At 41.7% G+C, this 16,330-nt stretch carries 18 protein-coding genes and 2 pseudogenes; 11 read left to right on the top strand and 9 right to left on the bottom strand.

What is annotated here, in order from left to right; translation table 11 throughout:
* Positions 1–28 precede the first annotated feature (28 nt).
* From tnpA to BAU16_RS08585, 5 genes and pseudogenes are all read right to left on the bottom strand, one after another.
* Positions 29–484: pseudogene (tnpA, locus tag BAU16_RS08605) on the bottom strand (IS200/IS605 family transposase).
* A gap of 513 nt (positions 485–997) precedes the next feature.
* The gene (locus tag BAU16_RS08600) at positions 998–1,696 is read right to left on the bottom strand and encodes an Asp23/Gls24 family envelope stress response protein (RefSeq protein ID WP_231586060.1); all 699 of its coding nucleotides are present in this window, start codon (positions 1,694–1,696) and stop codon (positions 998–1,000) included.
* A gap of 44 nt (positions 1,697–1,740) precedes the next feature.
* Positions 1,741–1,941, bottom strand: coding sequence for a DUF2273 domain-containing protein (locus tag BAU16_RS08595; RefSeq protein ID WP_048603193.1), 201 nt, complete (start codon positions 1,939–1,941; stop codon positions 1,741–1,743).
* Between the two features lie 12 nt (positions 1,942–1,953).
* The gene (gene amaP / locus BAU16_RS08590) at positions 1,954–2,529 is read right to left on the bottom strand and encodes an alkaline shock response membrane anchor protein AmaP (protein WP_048603192.1); all 576 of its coding nucleotides are present in this window, start codon (positions 2,527–2,529) and stop codon (positions 1,954–1,956) included.
* Between the two features lie 290 nt (positions 2,530–2,819).
* The gene (locus BAU16_RS08585; RefSeq protein WP_161526948.1) at positions 2,820–3,761 is read right to left on the bottom strand and encodes a magnesium transporter CorA family protein; all 942 of its coding nucleotides are present in this window, start codon (positions 3,759–3,761) and stop codon (positions 2,820–2,822) included.
* A gap of 242 nt (positions 3,762–4,003) precedes the next feature.
* On the opposite strand from BAU16_RS08585, the gene BAU16_RS08580 reads away from it, so the two are divergent.
* The 8 genes and pseudogenes from BAU16_RS08580 to BAU16_RS08550 all read left to right on the top strand — a co-directional run bounded on the left by BAU16_RS08580 (position 4,004) and on the right by BAU16_RS08550 (position 10,069).
* Positions 4,004–4,897 (top strand): SDR family oxidoreductase, encoded by an 894-nt coding sequence (locus BAU16_RS08580; RefSeq protein WP_048603190.1) that lies wholly within the window; start codon positions 4,004–4,006, stop codon positions 4,895–4,897.
* Positions 4,898–4,914: 17 nt separating this feature from the next.
* Positions 4,915–5,040, top strand: coding sequence for a hypothetical protein (locus BAU16_RS13745; RefSeq protein ID WP_007207902.1), 126 nt, complete (start codon positions 4,915–4,917; stop codon positions 5,038–5,040).
* Between the two features lie 43 nt (positions 5,041–5,083).
* Positions 5,084–5,329: a GlsB/YeaQ/YmgE family stress response membrane protein gene (locus BAU16_RS08575; protein ID WP_007207901.1), complete on the top strand. Its 246-nt coding sequence runs from the start codon at positions 5,084–5,086 to the stop codon at positions 5,327–5,329.
* 886 nt (positions 5,330–6,215) lie between these two features.
* A pseudogene (locus tag BAU16_RS08570) lies at positions 6,216–6,470 on the top strand (hypothetical protein); the annotation flags it as partial.
* A 484-nt stretch (positions 6,471–6,954) separates the two neighbouring features.
* Positions 6,955–7,467 carry a hypothetical protein gene (locus BAU16_RS08565; protein ID WP_048603188.1) on the top strand — a complete coding sequence of 171 codons (513 nt, stop codon included), beginning with the start codon at positions 6,955–6,957 and terminating at the stop codon, positions 7,465–7,467.
* Positions 7,442–8,473: a replication initiation factor domain-containing protein gene (locus tag BAU16_RS08560; RefSeq protein WP_048603187.1), complete on the top strand. Its 1,032-nt coding sequence runs from the start codon at positions 7,442–7,444 to the stop codon at positions 8,471–8,473. The genes BAU16_RS08565 and BAU16_RS08560 overlap by 26 nt, the downstream gene beginning before the upstream one ends.
* A gap of 16 nt (positions 8,474–8,489) precedes the next feature.
* On the top strand, positions 8,490–8,765 hold the full coding sequence (locus tag BAU16_RS08555) for a helix-turn-helix domain-containing protein (RefSeq protein WP_048603186.1): 276 nt from the start codon (positions 8,490–8,492) through the stop codon (positions 8,763–8,765).
* Positions 8,766–8,833: 68 nt separating this feature from the next.
* Positions 8,834–10,069, top strand: a complete 1,236-nt coding sequence (locus BAU16_RS08550) for a tyrosine-type recombinase/integrase (protein WP_048603185.1) — start codon at positions 8,834–8,836, stop codon at positions 10,067–10,069.
* A 174-nt stretch (positions 10,070–10,243) separates the two neighbouring features.
* On the opposite strand, the gene rpsI is transcribed toward BAU16_RS08550, so the two are convergent.
* Together rpsI and rplM are read right to left on the bottom strand one after the other, a co-directional pair.
* Positions 10,244–10,636, bottom strand: coding sequence for a 30S ribosomal protein S9 (rpsI, locus tag BAU16_RS08545; protein WP_048603184.1), 393 nt, complete (start codon positions 10,634–10,636; stop codon positions 10,244–10,246).
* 15 nt (positions 10,637–10,651) lie between these two features.
* The gene (gene rplM / locus BAU16_RS08540; protein WP_053082145.1) at positions 10,652–11,098 is read right to left on the bottom strand and encodes a 50S ribosomal protein L13; all 447 of its coding nucleotides are present in this window, start codon (positions 11,096–11,098) and stop codon (positions 10,652–10,654) included.
* Between the two features lie 398 nt (positions 11,099–11,496).
* Between rplM and BAU16_RS08535 the strand changes: the two genes are divergently transcribed.
* Together BAU16_RS08535 and argH are read left to right on the top strand one after the other, a co-directional pair.
* Positions 11,497–12,711: an argininosuccinate synthase gene (locus tag BAU16_RS08535; RefSeq protein WP_161526947.1), complete on the top strand. Its 1,215-nt coding sequence runs from the start codon at positions 11,497–11,499 to the stop codon at positions 12,709–12,711.
* Between the two features lie 99 nt (positions 12,712–12,810).
* Positions 12,811–14,184: an argininosuccinate lyase gene (gene argH, locus BAU16_RS08530; RefSeq protein ID WP_137604958.1), complete on the top strand. Its 1,374-nt coding sequence runs from the start codon at positions 12,811–12,813 to the stop codon at positions 14,182–14,184.
* 45 nt (positions 14,185–14,229) lie between these two features.
* Here argH and BAU16_RS08525 read toward each other — a convergent pair whose 3' ends face one another.
* Both BAU16_RS08525 and BAU16_RS08520 read right to left on the bottom strand, forming a co-directional pair.
* Positions 14,230–14,697, bottom strand: coding sequence for a Dps family protein (locus tag BAU16_RS08525; protein ID WP_048603181.1), 468 nt, complete (start codon positions 14,695–14,697; stop codon positions 14,230–14,232).
* 94 nt (positions 14,698–14,791) lie between these two features.
* A complete protein-coding gene (locus BAU16_RS08520) occupies positions 14,792–15,502 on the bottom strand; it encodes a DUF5105 domain-containing protein (protein WP_161526946.1) in 711 nt (236 codons plus the stop codon).
* A gap of 109 nt (positions 15,503–15,611) precedes the next feature.
* On the opposite strand from BAU16_RS08520, the gene BAU16_RS08515 reads away from it, so the two are divergent.
* On the top strand, positions 15,612–16,304 hold the full coding sequence (locus BAU16_RS08515) for an A24 family peptidase (protein ID WP_161526945.1): 693 nt from the start codon (positions 15,612–15,614) through the stop codon (positions 16,302–16,304).
* Positions 16,305–16,330: the final 26 nt, after the last annotated feature.

The following is a 16,330-nucleotide window of genomic DNA, read 5'->3' as shown; positions in this document are numbered from 1 at the left end:
TCGCTCACCTTCGCTCATTTACTTCTCTTCACTTTTTAAATGGGTCTACGTACTCTCTTTTACTTATACTATCCCGAATACGATTATCCGCTTCTTGTTCACGAATATATTTCTCAATTGTCTTTGGATTCAATCCTACTGTGCTCACATAGTATCCCTTTGATCATAAAGATTTGTTTCCATATTTGTACTTGAGATTTGCATATTGTTCATGGGTTAGCATGGCACTCCGACCTTTCAGATATCCCATGAAACTGGATATACTCATTTTAGGAGGGACCCGAACTAGCATATGAATATGGTCTGGCATTGCATGTGCTTCGATGATTTCCATATCTTTCATTTCACATAACTTCCCTAGTATTTTTTCAATGTCTTTTCGTAATTATCCATAAATGACTTTCCGTCTATACTTTGGTGTAAAGACAATGTGATACTTACAATTCCAACGAGTATGTGCTAAACTTTTATCGTCATTTGACATAAAAAAACTCCTTTCCATACGATGAGCGGTTGGTAGCCACTCACTAGTCCATCGAAAGGAGTTTTTTATCGCTAAAGCTACTTCATCCACGCGTAGAAACGCATCGATGGTGCCAGCTTGATACCTGCTAGAGGCTGGCCACAAGAACTAAAAATCAACTGCCCGAGAACAGAGTCGACTAAGCCAGCTACGATACTGGCAAGTCATCCCATTACTTCTCCGGTAATCACACCGCTGATAATGGTCCCATTGATCAATGTATCAAATAATCGTTATACTAATCCCCTTTAGGTTTCTTGCATCAATCTGTGATAACTGTCAGGCACAAGTAGAGTTACATCCTTGCTTTCTTCTTTAATCCAGATTTCTTATCAGTAGCAGGTTTAGGAACTTCTCATAAGCTTATTTACAATCTATTAAAACGATTGCTGGCTGGTTTTACGTAGTAAGATTCTGAAAAAGTGAATTCTATTGAAGAACGTATGGAGCGTTTCATTCGACCATTGTCTTTACTTAATAGACCCTAGGTTCATTATTTTTATCGATTTTTTCTTGGGCTTTGTTGGTTCCCCGATTGACCACTTGTTTGGCTTTATCCGTCTGTTTTGCGGCAAAGCGGCCGGTGGTTTTCGCGGCACTGGTTACTTTGTCTTGCACGGTCTCGCTGTCGGCTTCGTATTCATTTTTGGTTTTGATGTCGACCACATGCACATTGACTTCGATAACATCTAAGTGGGTCATGTTGTTCACTTCGTCATGAATCACTTGTTTAATCTGATTGGCAATCTCGGGGATATCCCGGCCGTATTCGATGACCACGTCCATGTCCACGGCAACTTGTTCTTTGCCCACTTCGGTTTCGATGCCGGAAGTCACATTGTCCGTATTGACTAATTTTTCGGCAATGTTCGAGAAAAAGCCGCCATCCACGGTTAACAAGCCATCGATTTGATCCACGGCGGTGCCGACGATTTTTTGGATAACTTTGTCGTCATAGGTCAACTCGCCACGAATGTCACCGGAGTCGGAAGTAGGCCCGTCTTTTTTCACGCCTGGATGGGTTTCATGGGCGGGTTGCCGGTTTTTTTCGAATTGTTTTACTGTTTCATGTACTTCTTGTTCGTAGTCGTTAATCCCTTCAGCAGGGGGAGGGACCGCTCCCGGTGTTGCCAGTTTGTCGTCAGGACGATTCATTTTGTGTTTGTCTACCATTTTTATTCCTCCTAGTTAGTTTGTGGGGATGATTGCCCCGAAGTTTAGTAGCGCTTATTTCGTTGAAACAGCTGGGTTAAACGTTCATTTTGTTCCAAGTAAAAGCCCAAATAAATGCCTAACAGGGTCAGTAAAAGAATCAAAAGCGTCTTGAAAAAACCGATTGTGACAAGTAAGATGGCGAGAACTAAGCCGATGCTCCCACAGACAATGGGGAGTTTGTATTGGTAAAACAAGTATTTCATGGTACTCCCTCCTTAAATGACTCTGGAATGACTCGTGGCACGCCAATCTTCTTGCTCAAATTCCGTGTACGCCACATTGACTTTGACTTGCTCGGTGGTACCGAGTATTTCTTGGAGTTCGCTTCTGATTTCTTCCATTAATAATTCAGTTTTGCCGATATGAGCAGAAGTTCTGGTCAATTGGCCCTTCACATTGACGTTGATTTTACGTTTGGTGGCGTGTACCCGCACTTTGGGATTGCCCACAAAACCGACACCTATTAGCTTGGAGCGGACGAAACCTTCGATGGCCTTTTTATCCAACGAGAGTTGGCCTTTGTCGTTATTGAGCACAAAGGTCTGCTTAACCCGGGGATAAAAGAGAAAGAAGAAAATCAAGAGTAAAAGCGCGATGAAAAAGACGAGCGCCACCCAGAAAAGATATTGTTGCAAAAGCTGGTTGGTGAAAGTGTTGAACAAGAGGCGATTCCGGTTGAAAAGCGGAAAAGGTAACGCAACACTAGATGAAGTAACGAGCATTACCATGAGTAAAACCGACATCAACAGTAACGAAAGAACGATTCCGAGTGCTTTAAGCCCACGATTCATAGTGCACCTCCTTTCACAAACTGAGAGTGAAGGCGACTAGCCCTAGCTACCAGTTTTTTGTTGGTTTTGCTTGCGGGCCATTAACACATATAGTAAGGGAATGCCCAAAATGACCGCCGCAATTTTTAGAAATTTCTTCATCTGGATTCCTCCTTTTGTAAAAAATCAGCACTTGTGCTAGTCAAAACCTAGGAGAAGCCCTAGGTGTAACCGCGGTTTGCTTATTTTTTGTGCGCCCACTTTCTTTCACGAATCCTCACCTCTTTTTTGTCAGTGACTTGTTTGGTGATTTATTTGGTAAAGTCTTTGCGTTTTAAATAAATGGTGGTCAAGATACTGACAATGACCGCGAGGATCATCACGAAGAAAAAGCCGTTTTTTGTCTCTTTGCCTGGGAGTCCCCCGGTATTCATGCCCCAGATGCCGGCAACGAGAGCAGGTATGGAGACGACTAAAGTAGCGGAGTCCAAGAATTTCATCAAGTGGTTTAAATGATTGCTCATCATATCGGAAAACAACCCGCCGATGGTCTCAAGCAAATCACGATAAATCAGGATTCGTTCCTCTGCATGGGCTTGGCGCAAGCGGATGTTGTACACGAGATTTTCGTCGCCTAGTTGCTGGGCGAAATCGGTTTCTTCCCAGAGGTAATTCAAGGTTTCTTTTTGGCCTTGCAGCGTGTTGTCCAGATACACGACATCCCGCTGCGTGTCTGCCAAGCGAAAGAGTTCTTCGTTTTTCGTAGTGATGCGAGCCGCTGCGTCTAGCTCATCGATGATTTTTTTGATGGTTTTTAATTCCTTTAGAAAATGCGCATAGGCTCGTTTGATGATATAGGCGCAGAGTTGCTCTTTATTCGTGACTTTATGAGCGGAACGGGTCAAAAAAGAAGTCAGAAAATCTGAATTATCTCCCACAAAAGTCAAGGTCATTTCTTTAGCAAAAATCAAGATTAACGGTTCTAAGCGTTTTTCAATGGGGAGCTCGCGATTGTCGCTTAGGTTCATTAAAGAAAGAATCGTCAACTCCCCTAGGCGGTCGTTATTCATTTTTTCATAGTGGTTGATTTCTTCTGCATCGTCACCGCCGAGAAAGATGTCTTTTGGCAATTCGTATTTCTCCACGATTTCGGTGAGTTCGACTTTGGTGGCTTTTTGCAAGACAATCCAGTTACTTACGTCTTGGGTCGCTTTTTCTATGCCAGAATCTGTTATCTTAAAAGTTGAAATCATCTTAATCCCCCTATAATATTTCTAACCAATGGACCACAAGCAATAAATAAAATAAGTAACGATAAGAAAACGCTTACTTTTAGTAAATAACAACATTTCATCCTCGAATCTCAGAATAGAGCATTTGCTTTTTTTCGTCAAATGATGTGCTGTTTTTGCATAAAAAGGCGTAATTCTTTTCAAAAAATGAAATTTATATTAACATAGAATTGTAACATCGACATTATGTTAGGAGTGAGGATATGACAGATCCAGTGTTAAAGGATCCACGGGAGTTATATTATGAATCAGAATTTCCGAAACAGGATCAAGAAACCCCGCCCCTACAGAAGAAGATGAAACCTGTGCCGGACTGTGGGGAAGAGAGCTATGTTGGTCATGAGCGCTTACTTAATCGTCGGGTTTTGATTACCGGGGGCGATTCGGGGATTGGCCGAGCGGCGGCGATTGCGTATGCGCGAGAAGGCGCCGATATTGCTTTGCAGTTTTATCCGGGAGAAGAACCGGATGCCAAGCAAGTGGCCAAGTATGTGGAAGAAGCGGGGCGCAAAGCCGTCTTACTACCATTTGACTTGCGCGACGCTGCGGCACCTGAAAAAATGGTGGCTCAAGCAATGAAAGAACTAGGCGGATTAGACACGCTGGTGTTAAACGCGGCGCAACAGATTACTCAGCCTTCTTTAGCAGAGTTGACCATGGAGCAAGTCCGGGATACTTTTGATGTGAATATTATTTCCATGTTTGCCACGGTGAAAGCCGCCTTACCACACTTGCCGGCAGGGTCCAGCATTATCACGACCACCTCGGTGCAAGCGTTCAGTCCAAGTGGTCATCTCTTGGACTACGCGGTAACGAAGGCCGCGATTGCCAGCTTCACGGTGGGATTAGCCAAACAGTTGAGCAAAAAAGGCATTCGGGTCAACGGTGTCGCACCGGGACCGATTTGGACAGCCTTGCAACTAGACGAAGGCCAACCGGAAGAAAAATTACCGGTCTTCGGGCAAGACTCTTTAATGGAGCGGGCAGGACAGCCGGTAGAATTAGCGCCAGTCTATGTTTTCTTAGCCTCCAACGAAGCAAGCTACGTAACCGCCCAAATTTACGGGGTAACCGGTGGCGAAGCAATCAACTTATAGAAAGGACTTGAAAGCACATGAAAAAGCAAGGAAAAGTCATGATGATTGTCTCGTTGGTGGCGACTTTGCTGCCGGTGTTGCTGAAGGTCAAAGAAATACACGATGACTATCGCAAACAGGAAAAAACGAACAAGTTGTCGTGAAGCTAGGAAAGAAGCAATCTAATTAATAGAGGAGGAATTTATTATGGGTCTTATTTGGTCATTAATTGTCGGAGCGATTATCGGAGCGGTGGCAGGTGCCATCACTGGAAAAGGGATGGGCTGGATTGCGAATATCGTGGCCGGTTTAGTCGGTTCCGCTATCGGACAATCACTCTTTGGTTCTTGGGGACCGTCATTAGCCGGGATGGCATTGGTACCATCGATTATCGGAGCGGTGATTCTCGTTGCCGTGGTGTCATTCTTCTTCAGTCGTAGGACGAGTAATTAAACTGTATTGTAAGTTCTTCCCCAATGACATAAAAAGTCATAGCCTCGGCTAATAGTCGAGGTTTTTTTGATTGGTAAAAGAATTTTTTTACCAATACTTAACTGATCAGTATCAGTTGACTGCTTCAATCTAACCAAAAATTATACCACTTAATATCATAGTTTGAACCGCTCAATCAAGACTAGAAAATATGTAAGTCTCTTTTCAGGAATCGAAATTGAAGCTAGGTTCCTATTTTCTCCTAGGGCACGAATGACCTCTTGTTACAATCAGAGTGGATAAAAAGCCGTTAAAAACGAAACTTGTTTTGTTCCTTCGCCATCTTTACCCTAAGTCTACTTTGAATATGGCTAGCGGCTTGAATTGCAACGACAATGAAGCCGAAGAGGAATGTCGGTTATCCTACATATCTTTCATTTGGACTGAAATGTACTTGCTCTTGATTGATTCTGAAGGTTTCACACATGACGACAGCAACCACTACCTCGTAACATAAGAAAATCGACTGGAGATACAGAGCAAAATGGCTTTATTGTAGGTGATAAAGTACGTCATAGACTCTTTGGTCTGAAGAAGTTGTGTAAATCGATGAAATTTATTTAGAGATTCTTTTCGAAAGTAAAGAGTAGCAACAAATATTGCTCCTAGAAAACTTGAAAAGATTACTGAAGTCTAATGTGAGCGTTACTAATATTGTTCAAAAAATCTAACTCTTTTTTTCAAGTTCAATCCGTTTTTTTAATCAGTAGGGGCTGTGAAAAAAGTCCCTTACAAAAGCCCATGAAATGACGAAATTCCGTTCATTTCACGGGCTTTTTTTGGGTAAAATAAAAGAAGTATAGGTAGCCACCCATACTTCCACTTTAATCCTGAAAGGACTAAACAAATGTATCCTAATTATAACATGAATCAACTTACATTGGACATCAGTACCTCATTCGAGCCAAAAGAAAATCACGTAGCCCTTTTTATCAACGAGTTAGTGGCATCTCTTCAAATCAAACAACCTTACCTTTTTGGAAGACCAAGAGAATATGATTTGGGTGCAATGATGAAGTTGGTTCTTTTTGCCTATACGAGAAAAACGTTTACTATTCGTAAGATTGATCGATTGGCAGAAGAAAATCTTTATGCCCGGTGGTAACACGGGGGTACCGAACTCATTAGAAATCTCTCTGAAGGTTGCTACAAAAGGCCTCATGAGCATTCTTCAAAGATTCGATTTTTGTCAAAATTAGCTAAATAGAAAAGCAAAAGACGTGTGAACGGACCGGCTGCCAGCGGCAGAGCCGAGTTCGTTTACACGTCTTTTTTGTGTTTTCTCAAAAAAGAAACTTTTTCGAAATGAGGCGATTAAGAAGCAAATAGTTTAAGAATCTCTTACAAGTCAATTCAATTGTCTGTTGTTTCGAAAAATTACCCTACTCAGATTGTAGTAGTAATGGAAGGGAAATCATCCATAAAGAAAATTATGAGAAATTCCACATTTTTTGGAAAATAGGGAGTTCCAAATTGTTCTTGTTAGTGAAAGGAGGAAATTTTATGCAACTGATTCGTGCACCCACTCTACTTTGTTTCAACCAATTAAAACAAAGACTAAATTCAAAATCAAAGGAGAAATACACATGTCAAATAAATTAATGATCCAAAAAGGAACCAGCATCTCACTAAACGATTCAGAAACTGTCAATCTAGCCAGCCTACGTTTCGATCTCAAACAATTCAAACTCCCGCAACGTTTTGTTGTAGCCAAAAGTGATATTCAAATGCGCATGGAACGTGAACAGAATCATGTTGGCGAACGTGTAGAGACCGGGCTAATGATCCTCACCTTCAAAGTCTATGATCGGGCTTTTGTCGAACTGGTTCTGAATAACGGCGGAACAGAACTCGGCTCCCCTATCACCATTGTGGTCGAGCATCAAGAAGAACTGCCCATTTTAGATAACTATGAAGACGGCGAGTTGATTCCCATTCGTTTTACTGGTTTAAATGTCTATCCCCGAAAAATTCAGAAAAAATCATTTGTGGGAGAAGGTCAACCAATGATTGATACCTGGCAATTTGCAGCATTGAAAATCAGTGCCACCTCCTATCAACTAGGAGAAGTGAATGAACCAAACACACCGGCAAAGTAACGAATGTCTAATCGATTTTCTACGTTTTTCATTACCAGATTCTTCAATGGAAAAAGTTGCGGACTTATTGGGAATTGCCCTTTCTGACTTCACTTCGGAAAAGAAAGGGAGTCCTTTTCCCACTTACGATTCTCACTATTCCTTTGCAGATATTATCATTCACCAGAGTGATCACCACAATAATCTGTTAGTAAACTTATCGGGTCAAGGGTGTCGCCAATATGAAGAATATATGTCTAGCGTGGAGGGGTGGCATTGGCAGAAATTCTTAGCCACCATTCTAAAAGCCAAAGGAACCATTACTCGTGCCGACTTGGCAATGGATTTATTTGACGGCTCCTCTCCTCCTGTGTCTACCTTGCAAAAATACGTGAAGAACGGCCAACTCAGCTCTCAAAGTCGCCACTTTCGGGAAGTAAACAGTGGGCAACTACAGAAAGGCATTCTAACTGGCCATACGCTTTATATTGGCGCTCAGCCGCAACTACTGCGGATTTATGACAAAAAGCAAGAAATCCGCGATAAAACGGGGGAAATTGCCCAAGTCAACGAGTGGGTTCGCTGGGAGCTGGAATTAACCGATCAGAAAGCTCGGCAAGCCGTAGAAAAGCTTGCGAAAGGAATACCACTCAATACGGTAATTCGTGGCATTTTAGCTTCCCACTACAGCTTCAAGACCAAACCCAAAGGCCCCGTCAACTATCATAACAAAGCTCGTTGGCCGAACATGAAATGGTGGGATAAATTTGTGGGGGACATGCCCAAAATCCCCTTACGTGTAATTCGTGAAAAACCAACCTTTTCCAAGAAGAAAGCTTGGTTAGAAAATGCCACTTCGAAATCGCTCGCCATGATTTACGAAGCTTTTCTACAAGCCTATGGCCCAGAACAAGCAGAAGTTTATTTGAGAGAATTACTAGCCACAGGAAAAGAAAAATTCACGGAAACAGATCAGACCTTTATCGAACAAAAAATACTGGAATTGGAAAATGAAGATTCTTACTAGAGAAAGGAGGTTGCCTATGCACGAAGTTCAATTTTTACTGAACGATGAGCAGATGAAACAGCTAGGAAATAGTGTGTACACACTTCTTCTAAACAATGTGAATCAAGTACGACAAGATACTGCGATTGACAAACGCTATTTAACCAAGAAAGAAACTTGCCAGTATCTCCATATTGCGAACAACACTTTGGACAAATGGGTCGAACAAGGCCTGCCAAAAATTACGATTCAAGGTGTTGTGCGGTTTGATCGGCAAGCTATAGACGAATGGCTCCATTGCTATACTCGCTAGAAGCGGTTTATAATCAGAACGTAGTCATTCCTACGTTCTGGTTTGCGTATAAGAAAGTAGGAAATAACATGGCAATTACTAAACTGAAAAACAACCACTACAAATTGGAGGTGTTTTACCCCAAGGAGGTGCGACAAATTCTCGGTGTCACTACCGAGCGCTACCGCAAAACATTTAGGACGAAAAAAGAAGCGGAACAGGCTGAAAAAGACCTGTCTCAAAAAATTCAACGTGTGCTTAATGAAAAGAGTGCTCGTTCATTTGAATTAAGCGGTCATATCAAATTCAAAGAGTTTTATGAGACAGTTTGGTTGGATATGTATATTGCTGGTTCTACTGGACGATCTAGGCAAATACCAACTGCCACAACCGTTAGCAATACGAAAGATGTCTTCCGTCTTCATATTCTACCGATGTTTGGTGAATATTCCATCAAGTTCTTAAACGACAATAAAGACTTTGTGCTTCGCGCTTTGATGAAAAAATCCCAAACTTACGCCAATATCAAAATCATCAAAAGTTACGTCAATCAGATTTTTGATATTGCGGAGCTATTAGAGTATATCGAATACAATCGGATTGAAAAAGTGATTCGGTACGTGGGTGATCCCAAGAAACAACAACTAAAGGCGGAGCGTCAGCTAAACGGTGAAGCACTGACAGCCGAAGAATTGATTGCTTGGTTAGACGCAGTCAATGAGGATTACAGCAAAGGTTTACTAATCATGCAAGACTATGTTCTCTTGATGCTAACGTTGAACCTAGGTGACCGCAAGAGCGAATCCTATGCCCTTCAGTGGAAGCATATTGATTTTGAAAATGGTTATGTCAGTTTGATTCAAAGTAAGGATAAATTTGGTAATTTAAAATCCACAAAAGGTCGAAAAGCCACGAAGTTCAAGATTCCGACATTCCTTATTAAACTATTGAAAGAATGGAAGCAAAAGCAAAAGGAAGAACTGTTACAACTTGGGATTAAACAGACTAAGGAGCAATTTCTTTTCACTTATGCCAATCGAAGTGGCGAAGTAAATATTCCGGTTCATGTGGATTACTTAAATTATCGGTTAAAATCCATTCGCCGAAGACATGAGGAACTAACCCAGACAAATCCACACAAGCTGCGTCATACGTTTAGTACGTTGGCTCGTGAAGGTGGTGCAACAATGGCGCAAATTTCTCAAGCCTTAACCCACTCGGATATCAAAACGACAGAAATATATGTTAATACTCCAAATGTTGTCGATCTTTCCACTTATGAAAAATTCGAGAAACGTCTAGATGAAGCCCGGCAAGCGAAATAAATAACAGATTAAAATAACAATCAAACAAGATAAAAAGAACGATTAAATAGTATCTGACCTAGGTCTTAAAAACAGCCAATTCAAAATCTCGTACATTTTTTCGTACCTAAGCGTACAAAAAAAGACACTTCCCAAAAATTGGAAAGTGCCTGAAACGTTGATATATAAAGGATATTAACGCTTAGAGAATTGAGAAGCTTTACGTGCTTTCTTAAGACCTGGTTTTTTACGTTCGACCATACGTGCGTCACGAGTAAGCAAGCCAGCGCGTTTAAGAGCTAAACGGAAGTCTGGGTCTACTTGTAGTAATGCACGGGCGATGCCGTGACGGATAGCGCCGGATTGTCCTGCGTATCCTCCGCCATTTACGTTTACAAACACATCATAAGCGCCTTTTGTTTCAGTAACGCCAAATGGTTGGTTGATAACTTCACGCAAGTCAGCGTGTGGGATGTATTCTTCAACATCTTTGTTGTTTACAGTAATTTTACCAGCGCCAGGTACTAGACGTACACGAGCAACTGCATTTTTACGACGGCCAGTGCCGATATATTGAGCTTGTGCCAATGAAATTCCCTCCTATTAGATTAAGTTTGTGATATCCAAGACTTCTGGTTGTTGTGCAGCATGTGGATGTTCAGCGCCACCATAGACATGTAGCTTCATTCCTTGTTGACGACCTAAAGTATTTTTAGGAAGCATGCCTTTAACAGAAGTTTCGATCAAACGACGAGAATTCTTCGCACGTAATTCACCGGCAGAGACTGATTTCAAGCCTCCAGGGAAATTTGAGTGGCGGTAATAAATTTTATCGCTTGCTTTGTTACCTGTTAATTTAATTTGATCTGCATTGATAACGATCACGAAATCACCAGTATCCACATGAGGTGTGAAAGTTGGTTTATTTTTGCCGCGTAGCACAGAAGCTACAACAGCTGAAAGACGTCCCAACGGAATATCCGTTGCGTCTACTACATACCATTTACGTTCTACTTCGCCTGGTTTGGCCATATATGTTGTACGCAAGATTTTTTCCTCCAATTTCAATTTCGAATGTTTGACAAACACGTGAGTTTCCGGGGCTCTTGTGGGGCAAACAATACCATTTAACATAATACCTTCTACACGCGGTAAAGTCAACGGATTTCTCCGCGTTTTTGGATTTTATCCAGTTTCTCTCCACTAAATTTTTCGTATTTCTTTTTTCTTCTATAATAAATTGATAGTTTTCAGAAATATTTTCAAACCCCTTTAAACTTTCTTAATCAAAATCATGCAATTTTATTGTATATATCGCTATATTTTGTATATTATAGCTAATTTCTACATTTTTTTGTATATTTATTTAAAAAACAGTTGATTTTTCATTTTCATTTTGTTACTATATTGTCATCAACTTGATTTACACGCAGAAAGGGCGATTAAGAATGAAAGAAAAAGTGATTTTGGCATACTCTGGAGGACTTGATACCTCTGTTTCAATTAAATGGTTAACAGATGAAGGCTACGATGTAGTGGCTTGCTGCTTAGACATCGGCGAAGGCAAGGATACTGAATTTATTAAAGAAAAAGCACTGCAAGTCGGTGCAGTTGCCTCTTATGCTATCGATGCGAAAGAAAAATTTGCACAGGAATATGCTTTGATTGCTCTGCAAGGACACACCTTCTATGAACAATCCTATCCCTTGGTTTCAGCACTTTCTCGTCCACTGATTGCAAAAAAATTAGTCGAATTAGCACATACGACAGGCGCTACTACTGTTGCCCACGGTTGTACCGGTAAAGGAAACGACCAAGTTCGTTTTGAAGTAGCCATCAATGCATTGGCACCTGAATTGAAAGTAATTGCACCTGTACGTGAATGGCATTGGTCTCGGGAAGAAGAAATCGCCTATGCGGAAGCAAAAGGCGTGCCGATTCCTGCAAATTTGGATAATCCTTATTCTATCGACCAAAACATTTGGGGTCGGGCTTGCGAATGCGGCATCTTGGAAAATCCTTGGGCAACGCCGCCAAAAGGAGCGTATGAATTAACCGCTGAATTAGAAGATACACCAGATGTTCCGGATATTTTAGAAATCACCTTCGAACAAGGTGTGCCGGTTGCTTTAAATGGCGAAACCTATACCCTTGCCGAATTGATTATGGAATTAAATCTGATTGCCGGCAAACACGGCATTGGTCGGATCGATCACGTGGAAAATCGTTTGGTGGGAATTAAATCTCGGGAAGTTTATGAATGTCCGGGGGCCATCACTTTGATGAAAGCCCACAAAGAATTGGAAGATCTAACATTTGTTCGGGAAGTTGCTCATTTCAAACCAGTTATCGAACAACAATTGAGCCAAATCATTTATGATGGCTTGTGGTTCAACCCATTGACAGATGCGTTAATCGCCTTTTTGAAAGACACACAGCAATACGTTAACGGTGTAGTGCGGGTCAAATTATTCAAAGGTAATGTGATCGTTGAAGGTCGGAAATCAGAAAACAGCTTGTACAGCGAAGAATTAGCAACTTATACTTCTGCCGATACCTTCGATCAAGCAGCCGCAGTTGGCTTCATCAAGCTATGGGGTCTGCCAAGTAAAGTTCATTCCGAAGTACAATCAAAACTAAAAGAAGAAACGTTGATTAACTAAACAGGAACGTTTCTACCTGGCAACAGAAGTCATCCGTGATTTGCGGCAGCTTCTGTTTTGCCGTTTTTAAGGAAAATAAAAATCATATGAGGTGGCAGAATGGCAAAATTATGGGGCGGTCGTTTCGACGGCAAAAATGAAGCATGGATCGACGCGTTCGGCGCATCCATCCCCTTCGATCAAAAATTAGCAAAACAAGATATCACCGGCAGCTTGGCTCATGTTAAAATGTTGGCTCATACCGGGATTATTGCTCAAGAGGAAGCACAAATCATCATTGACGGTTTAGAAACATTGCAGGAAAAACTTGCCAACGGTGAATTGACCTTCACCATTGAAAATGAAGACATCCATTTGAATATTGAATCTTATCTTCATCAGGAAATCGGTGCAGTTGCCGGCAAATTACACACTGCCCGCAGTCGAAATGATCAAGTGGCAACAGATATGCACTTGTATCTAAAAGACACGATTCATGAAGTCTTGGAAAAAATCGAGCAATTTCGTGAAGTATTGGTGGCAAAAGCAGAGGAACATGTTTATACAATCATGCCAGGTTATACCCACATGCAGCATGCACAACCGATTTCCTTCGGGCACCATTTGATGGCCTATTACTCCATGCTGACCCGCGACCAACAACGGATGCTGGAAAGCTTGGCACGGGTCGATCTGCTTCCCTTAGGTAGTGCTGCTTTAGCCGGCACGACTTTTCCTATCGATCGGACATTTACCGCAAAAGAGTTGGGCTTTGCCACTAATTACAGCAACAGCTTGGACGCCGTCAGTGATCGAGATTTTATTCTGGAATTTTTAAGCAATGGTTCCCTTTTGATGATGCACCTGTCCCGTTTTTGTGAAGAATTGATTCTTTGGTGCAGTCATGAATTTAAATTTGTTGAGTTGACAGATACCTTTTCTACCGGCAGCTCCATCATGCCTCAGAAAAAAAATCCTGATATGGCAGAATTGATTCGTGGTAAAACCGGCCGCGTTTACGGCAATCTGTTTGGTCTTTTGACCGTAATGAAAGGGTTGCCTCTTGCCTACAATAAAGATTTTCAAGAAGATAAGGAAGGCATGTTTGACACGGCAGAAACAATTTTGACCAGTCTGGAAATCATGGCAGGGATGATCCATACCATGAAGGTCAACGAAGCCCACATGTTGGCATCTACTGAAAAAGATTTCTCCAATGCGACCGAATTAGCCGACTATCTGGCAGGAAAAGGAATTCCGTTTCGTGAAGCCCATGAAATCGTTGGAAAATTAGTCTTGGATTGCATCCACAAAGGCATCTACCTACAAGATATTTCGTTGGAAGATTATCAAGCAATCACCCCGGTAATCGAAGAAGACGTCTATGATAAATTATCCTCCTACAATGCGGTCAAAAACCGTCATTCACTGGGCGGCACCGGCTTTGATCAAGTAGTGGCGCAAATTGCCGCAGCAAAAAAAACATTCGCTTAAAAAAAATCCCGTCAATCTGTAACCAGACTGGCGGGATTTTTTTGTTTAAGCGTCGATTTCGGGTGCTTTGCCAAGGTGTGCTTGGATCATCCAAATTCGTTTTTCAATTGCCGTTTTAAAACCGATAAAGATATCTTGGGTTGGATCGTCGCCTTCTTCACCGGAAACTTCGATTCCTTTTTGGTAAAGATCTGCCAAATAGCGATAGCCTTTCACTAATGTTGCTAAGCGTTCTTCCATCGTCCGATCCCAACGTCCTGTTTCATCAGGGATCTTCGTATGTTCAGCCATTTCTTTTAAGGTCGAATAAGGAGAACCATCTAAGGTAATCAAACGTTCAGAAATTTCGTCTAACTGATCGTTCACATCATCCATGAAATCATCCATCATTGGATGTAGGGTTAAGAAACCAGGTCCTCGCATGTACCAATGGGTTTGATGAATGACCATCGACATTTGACTCAGGTCAGCGACCAATTGGTTCAAGACTTCTTTTGTTTGTTCAAATTTCATATCTATCTTCCTCCTTCAATTGTTTCCATTAAAATCATAGTATGAATAACAGAAAAAGTACAACAAAGCGAACTAAGTGAGAAACCTTTTCAATCTAATCTAATTGTTCCTGTACTTCTTTTGCCGTTTCCTCCATTACGGTGGTCATTTCCGCCAATAACGCTTCTTGGTCGGAGACACCGGCAATGAAAGCCAAGTACAAGTTATTCAGTTGTTCGGTCTGTCCGGCAACAATCTGCCATTTGCCCTTTTCCGGTTTCATTTCTAACATCACATTGATGGCTTTGGTTTTTGCCTTGGTTTGGGGAATCGTTTCCTTTAAAAAGCGGACGGTTTCGCTGACGACTTTGTCTTGGTCTTTACTAATGGTTTCGTCAGCCAATAATTCAGTGACTAATTTTTCAGACGTCGCTGCCATCATTCCCGTGAAGTCCAAGCCTTTTACCCCATAAGTCACATGACGAATCGTATCACTGTCATCAATTTCTTTTATTTCGTAGGTGGCTTCTTTCTGCATTTGGTTCAGCAATAGTTCTGCGATTTCTTCTGCCTCGGCTTGAGGGATCTCGCTGTCAGCCAACAACCCTTCCGTAAAACTTTTTTGAAAAGCTTGCTCATTCGTTTGAAAGGCATTGCTTAGGTCTTCGCCGTCTTGGAAATTCTCAGTAAATTTCTTTTCAGATTTTTGATAAACGAGATGATCCACCAACAAAGCAGCGGCCTCTTTCTCTGGGATTGCGCGGGCACAGCCGCTCAACAGGAACGTAAAACAAAGGATGGGAAATATCAGCCAAATTTTTTTCATCGTTTTGCTCTCCTTTCTTCTCTATTATCAAGAAAAAAGTTCTTTTTGTCTAGCAAAGGGCTGGCTCTTGCGTACTTGTTAGTAGTAAAGGAAAGGAGTCTCTTTTTTGATGAGAATTTTTCTATTTTTTTGGATTGGCTGTTGTGTCGGTTCGTTTTTCTGTTTGCTGGCACAACGGATTCCTGCAAATCGTTCCGCTATTTTTCCTGCCTCCCACTGTGAAGCATGCGGAACTCCCTTACTGTGGTATGAATTGATTCCACTACTTTCGATTTTATTTTTACGGTTTCGTTGCCGTCACTGCCACATCCAGCTGTCCTTTTGGTATTTTGGTGCCGAGATTTTTTGCGGGGTATTCTTTTTGTTTTCTCCTTTGACTGCAGGTGTTCTGAGCTGGCTACGTTTTTTCTGGTTACTGGCGACCTTTTTGCTGGCATTGGCAGATCTTTTCTATCAAATCGTGGAACCAAAATTTTTTTATCCTTGTACGCTGATTCTCTGGTTTTTTCAGTGGCAGCAAACTTCTTTTCAGTGGTTGACGATAGGGTATTGTCTATTTCTCAGCGGCTTCATCTGGCTGTTTTACTCGCAAAAATTTGGCGGTGGCGATCTGTTACTGTTGTTGTCCTGGAGCCCGTGGCTGCCTTTGTATCACTTTTGTCTCTTGTTGCTTTTAGCAAGTCTCTTTGGTTTAGTGCTGTTTAGTTGTTCCTCACTTTTGAAACGTCCGCTAAAGGAGCTGCCCTTCGTCCCCTGCCTGCTGGGAGGCTTGCTAGTGATTTTTCTGCGTTACCCTTTTTAGCTATTCCACTCCATTAATCTGCAGAA

The sequence above is a fragment of the Enterococcus sp. JM9B genome (genome assembly GCF_009933265.1).
GTDB classification, from domain to species: domain Bacteria; phylum Bacillota; class Bacilli; order Lactobacillales; family Enterococcaceae; genus Enterococcus_C; species Enterococcus_C songbeiensis.
The sequence above is the reverse complement of the archived record's forward strand: the minus strand, read 5'-3'. Positions and strand labels throughout refer to the sequence as shown.

What these genes read in the sequence shown, in the direction of transcription:
- BAU16_RS13745 (WP_007207902.1), top strand. Translation starts at nt 4,915, where the DNA reads ATGAAAAAGCAAGGAAAAGTCATGATGATTGTCTCGTTGGTGGCGACT.
- BAU16_RS08515 (WP_161526945.1), top strand. Translation starts at nt 15,612, where the DNA reads ATGAGAATTTTTCTATTTTTTTGGATTGGCTGTTGTGTCGGTTCGTTT.
- argH (WP_137604958.1), top strand. Translation starts at nt 12,811, where the DNA reads ATGGCAAAATTATGGGGCGGTCGTTTCGACGGCAAAAATGAAGCATGG.
- BAU16_RS08580 (WP_048603190.1), top strand. Translation starts at nt 4,004, where the DNA reads ATGACAGATCCAGTGTTAAAGGATCCACGGGAGTTATATTATGAATCA.
- BAU16_RS08600 (WP_231586060.1), bottom strand. Translation starts at nt 1,696, where the DNA reads ATGGTAGACAAACACAAAATGAATCGTCCTGACGACAAACTGGCAACA.
- amaP (WP_048603192.1), bottom strand. Translation starts at nt 2,529, where the DNA reads ATGAATCGTGGGCTTAAAGCACTCGGAATCGTTCTTTCGTTACTGTTG.
- BAU16_RS08525 (WP_048603181.1), bottom strand. Translation starts at nt 14,697, where the DNA reads ATGAAATTTGAACAAACAAAAGAAGTCTTGAACCAATTGGTCGCTGAC.
- BAU16_RS08595 (WP_048603193.1), bottom strand. Translation starts at nt 1,941, where the DNA reads ATGAAATACTTGTTTTACCAATACAAACTCCCCATTGTCTGTGGGAGC.
- BAU16_RS08555 (WP_048603186.1), top strand. Translation starts at nt 8,490, where the DNA reads ATGCACGAAGTTCAATTTTTACTGAACGATGAGCAGATGAAACAGCTA.
- BAU16_RS08535 (WP_161526947.1), top strand. Translation starts at nt 11,497, where the DNA reads ATGAAAGAAAAAGTGATTTTGGCATACTCTGGAGGACTTGATACCTCT.
- BAU16_RS08550 (WP_048603185.1), top strand. Translation starts at nt 8,834, where the DNA reads ATGGCAATTACTAAACTGAAAAACAACCACTACAAATTGGAGGTGTTT.
- BAU16_RS08585 (WP_161526948.1), bottom strand. Translation starts at nt 3,761, where the DNA reads ATGATTTCAACTTTTAAGATAACAGATTCTGGCATAGAAAAAGCGACC.
- BAU16_RS08560 (WP_048603187.1), top strand. Translation starts at nt 7,442, where the DNA reads ATGAACCAAACACACCGGCAAAGTAACGAATGTCTAATCGATTTTCTA.
- BAU16_RS08575 (WP_007207901.1), top strand. Translation starts at nt 5,084, where the DNA reads ATGGGTCTTATTTGGTCATTAATTGTCGGAGCGATTATCGGAGCGGTG.
- BAU16_RS08520 (WP_161526946.1), bottom strand. Translation starts at nt 15,502, where the DNA reads ATGAAAAAAATTTGGCTGATATTTCCCATCCTTTGTTTTACGTTCCTG.
- BAU16_RS08565 (WP_048603188.1), top strand. Translation starts at nt 6,955, where the DNA reads ATGTCAAATAAATTAATGATCCAAAAAGGAACCAGCATCTCACTAAAC.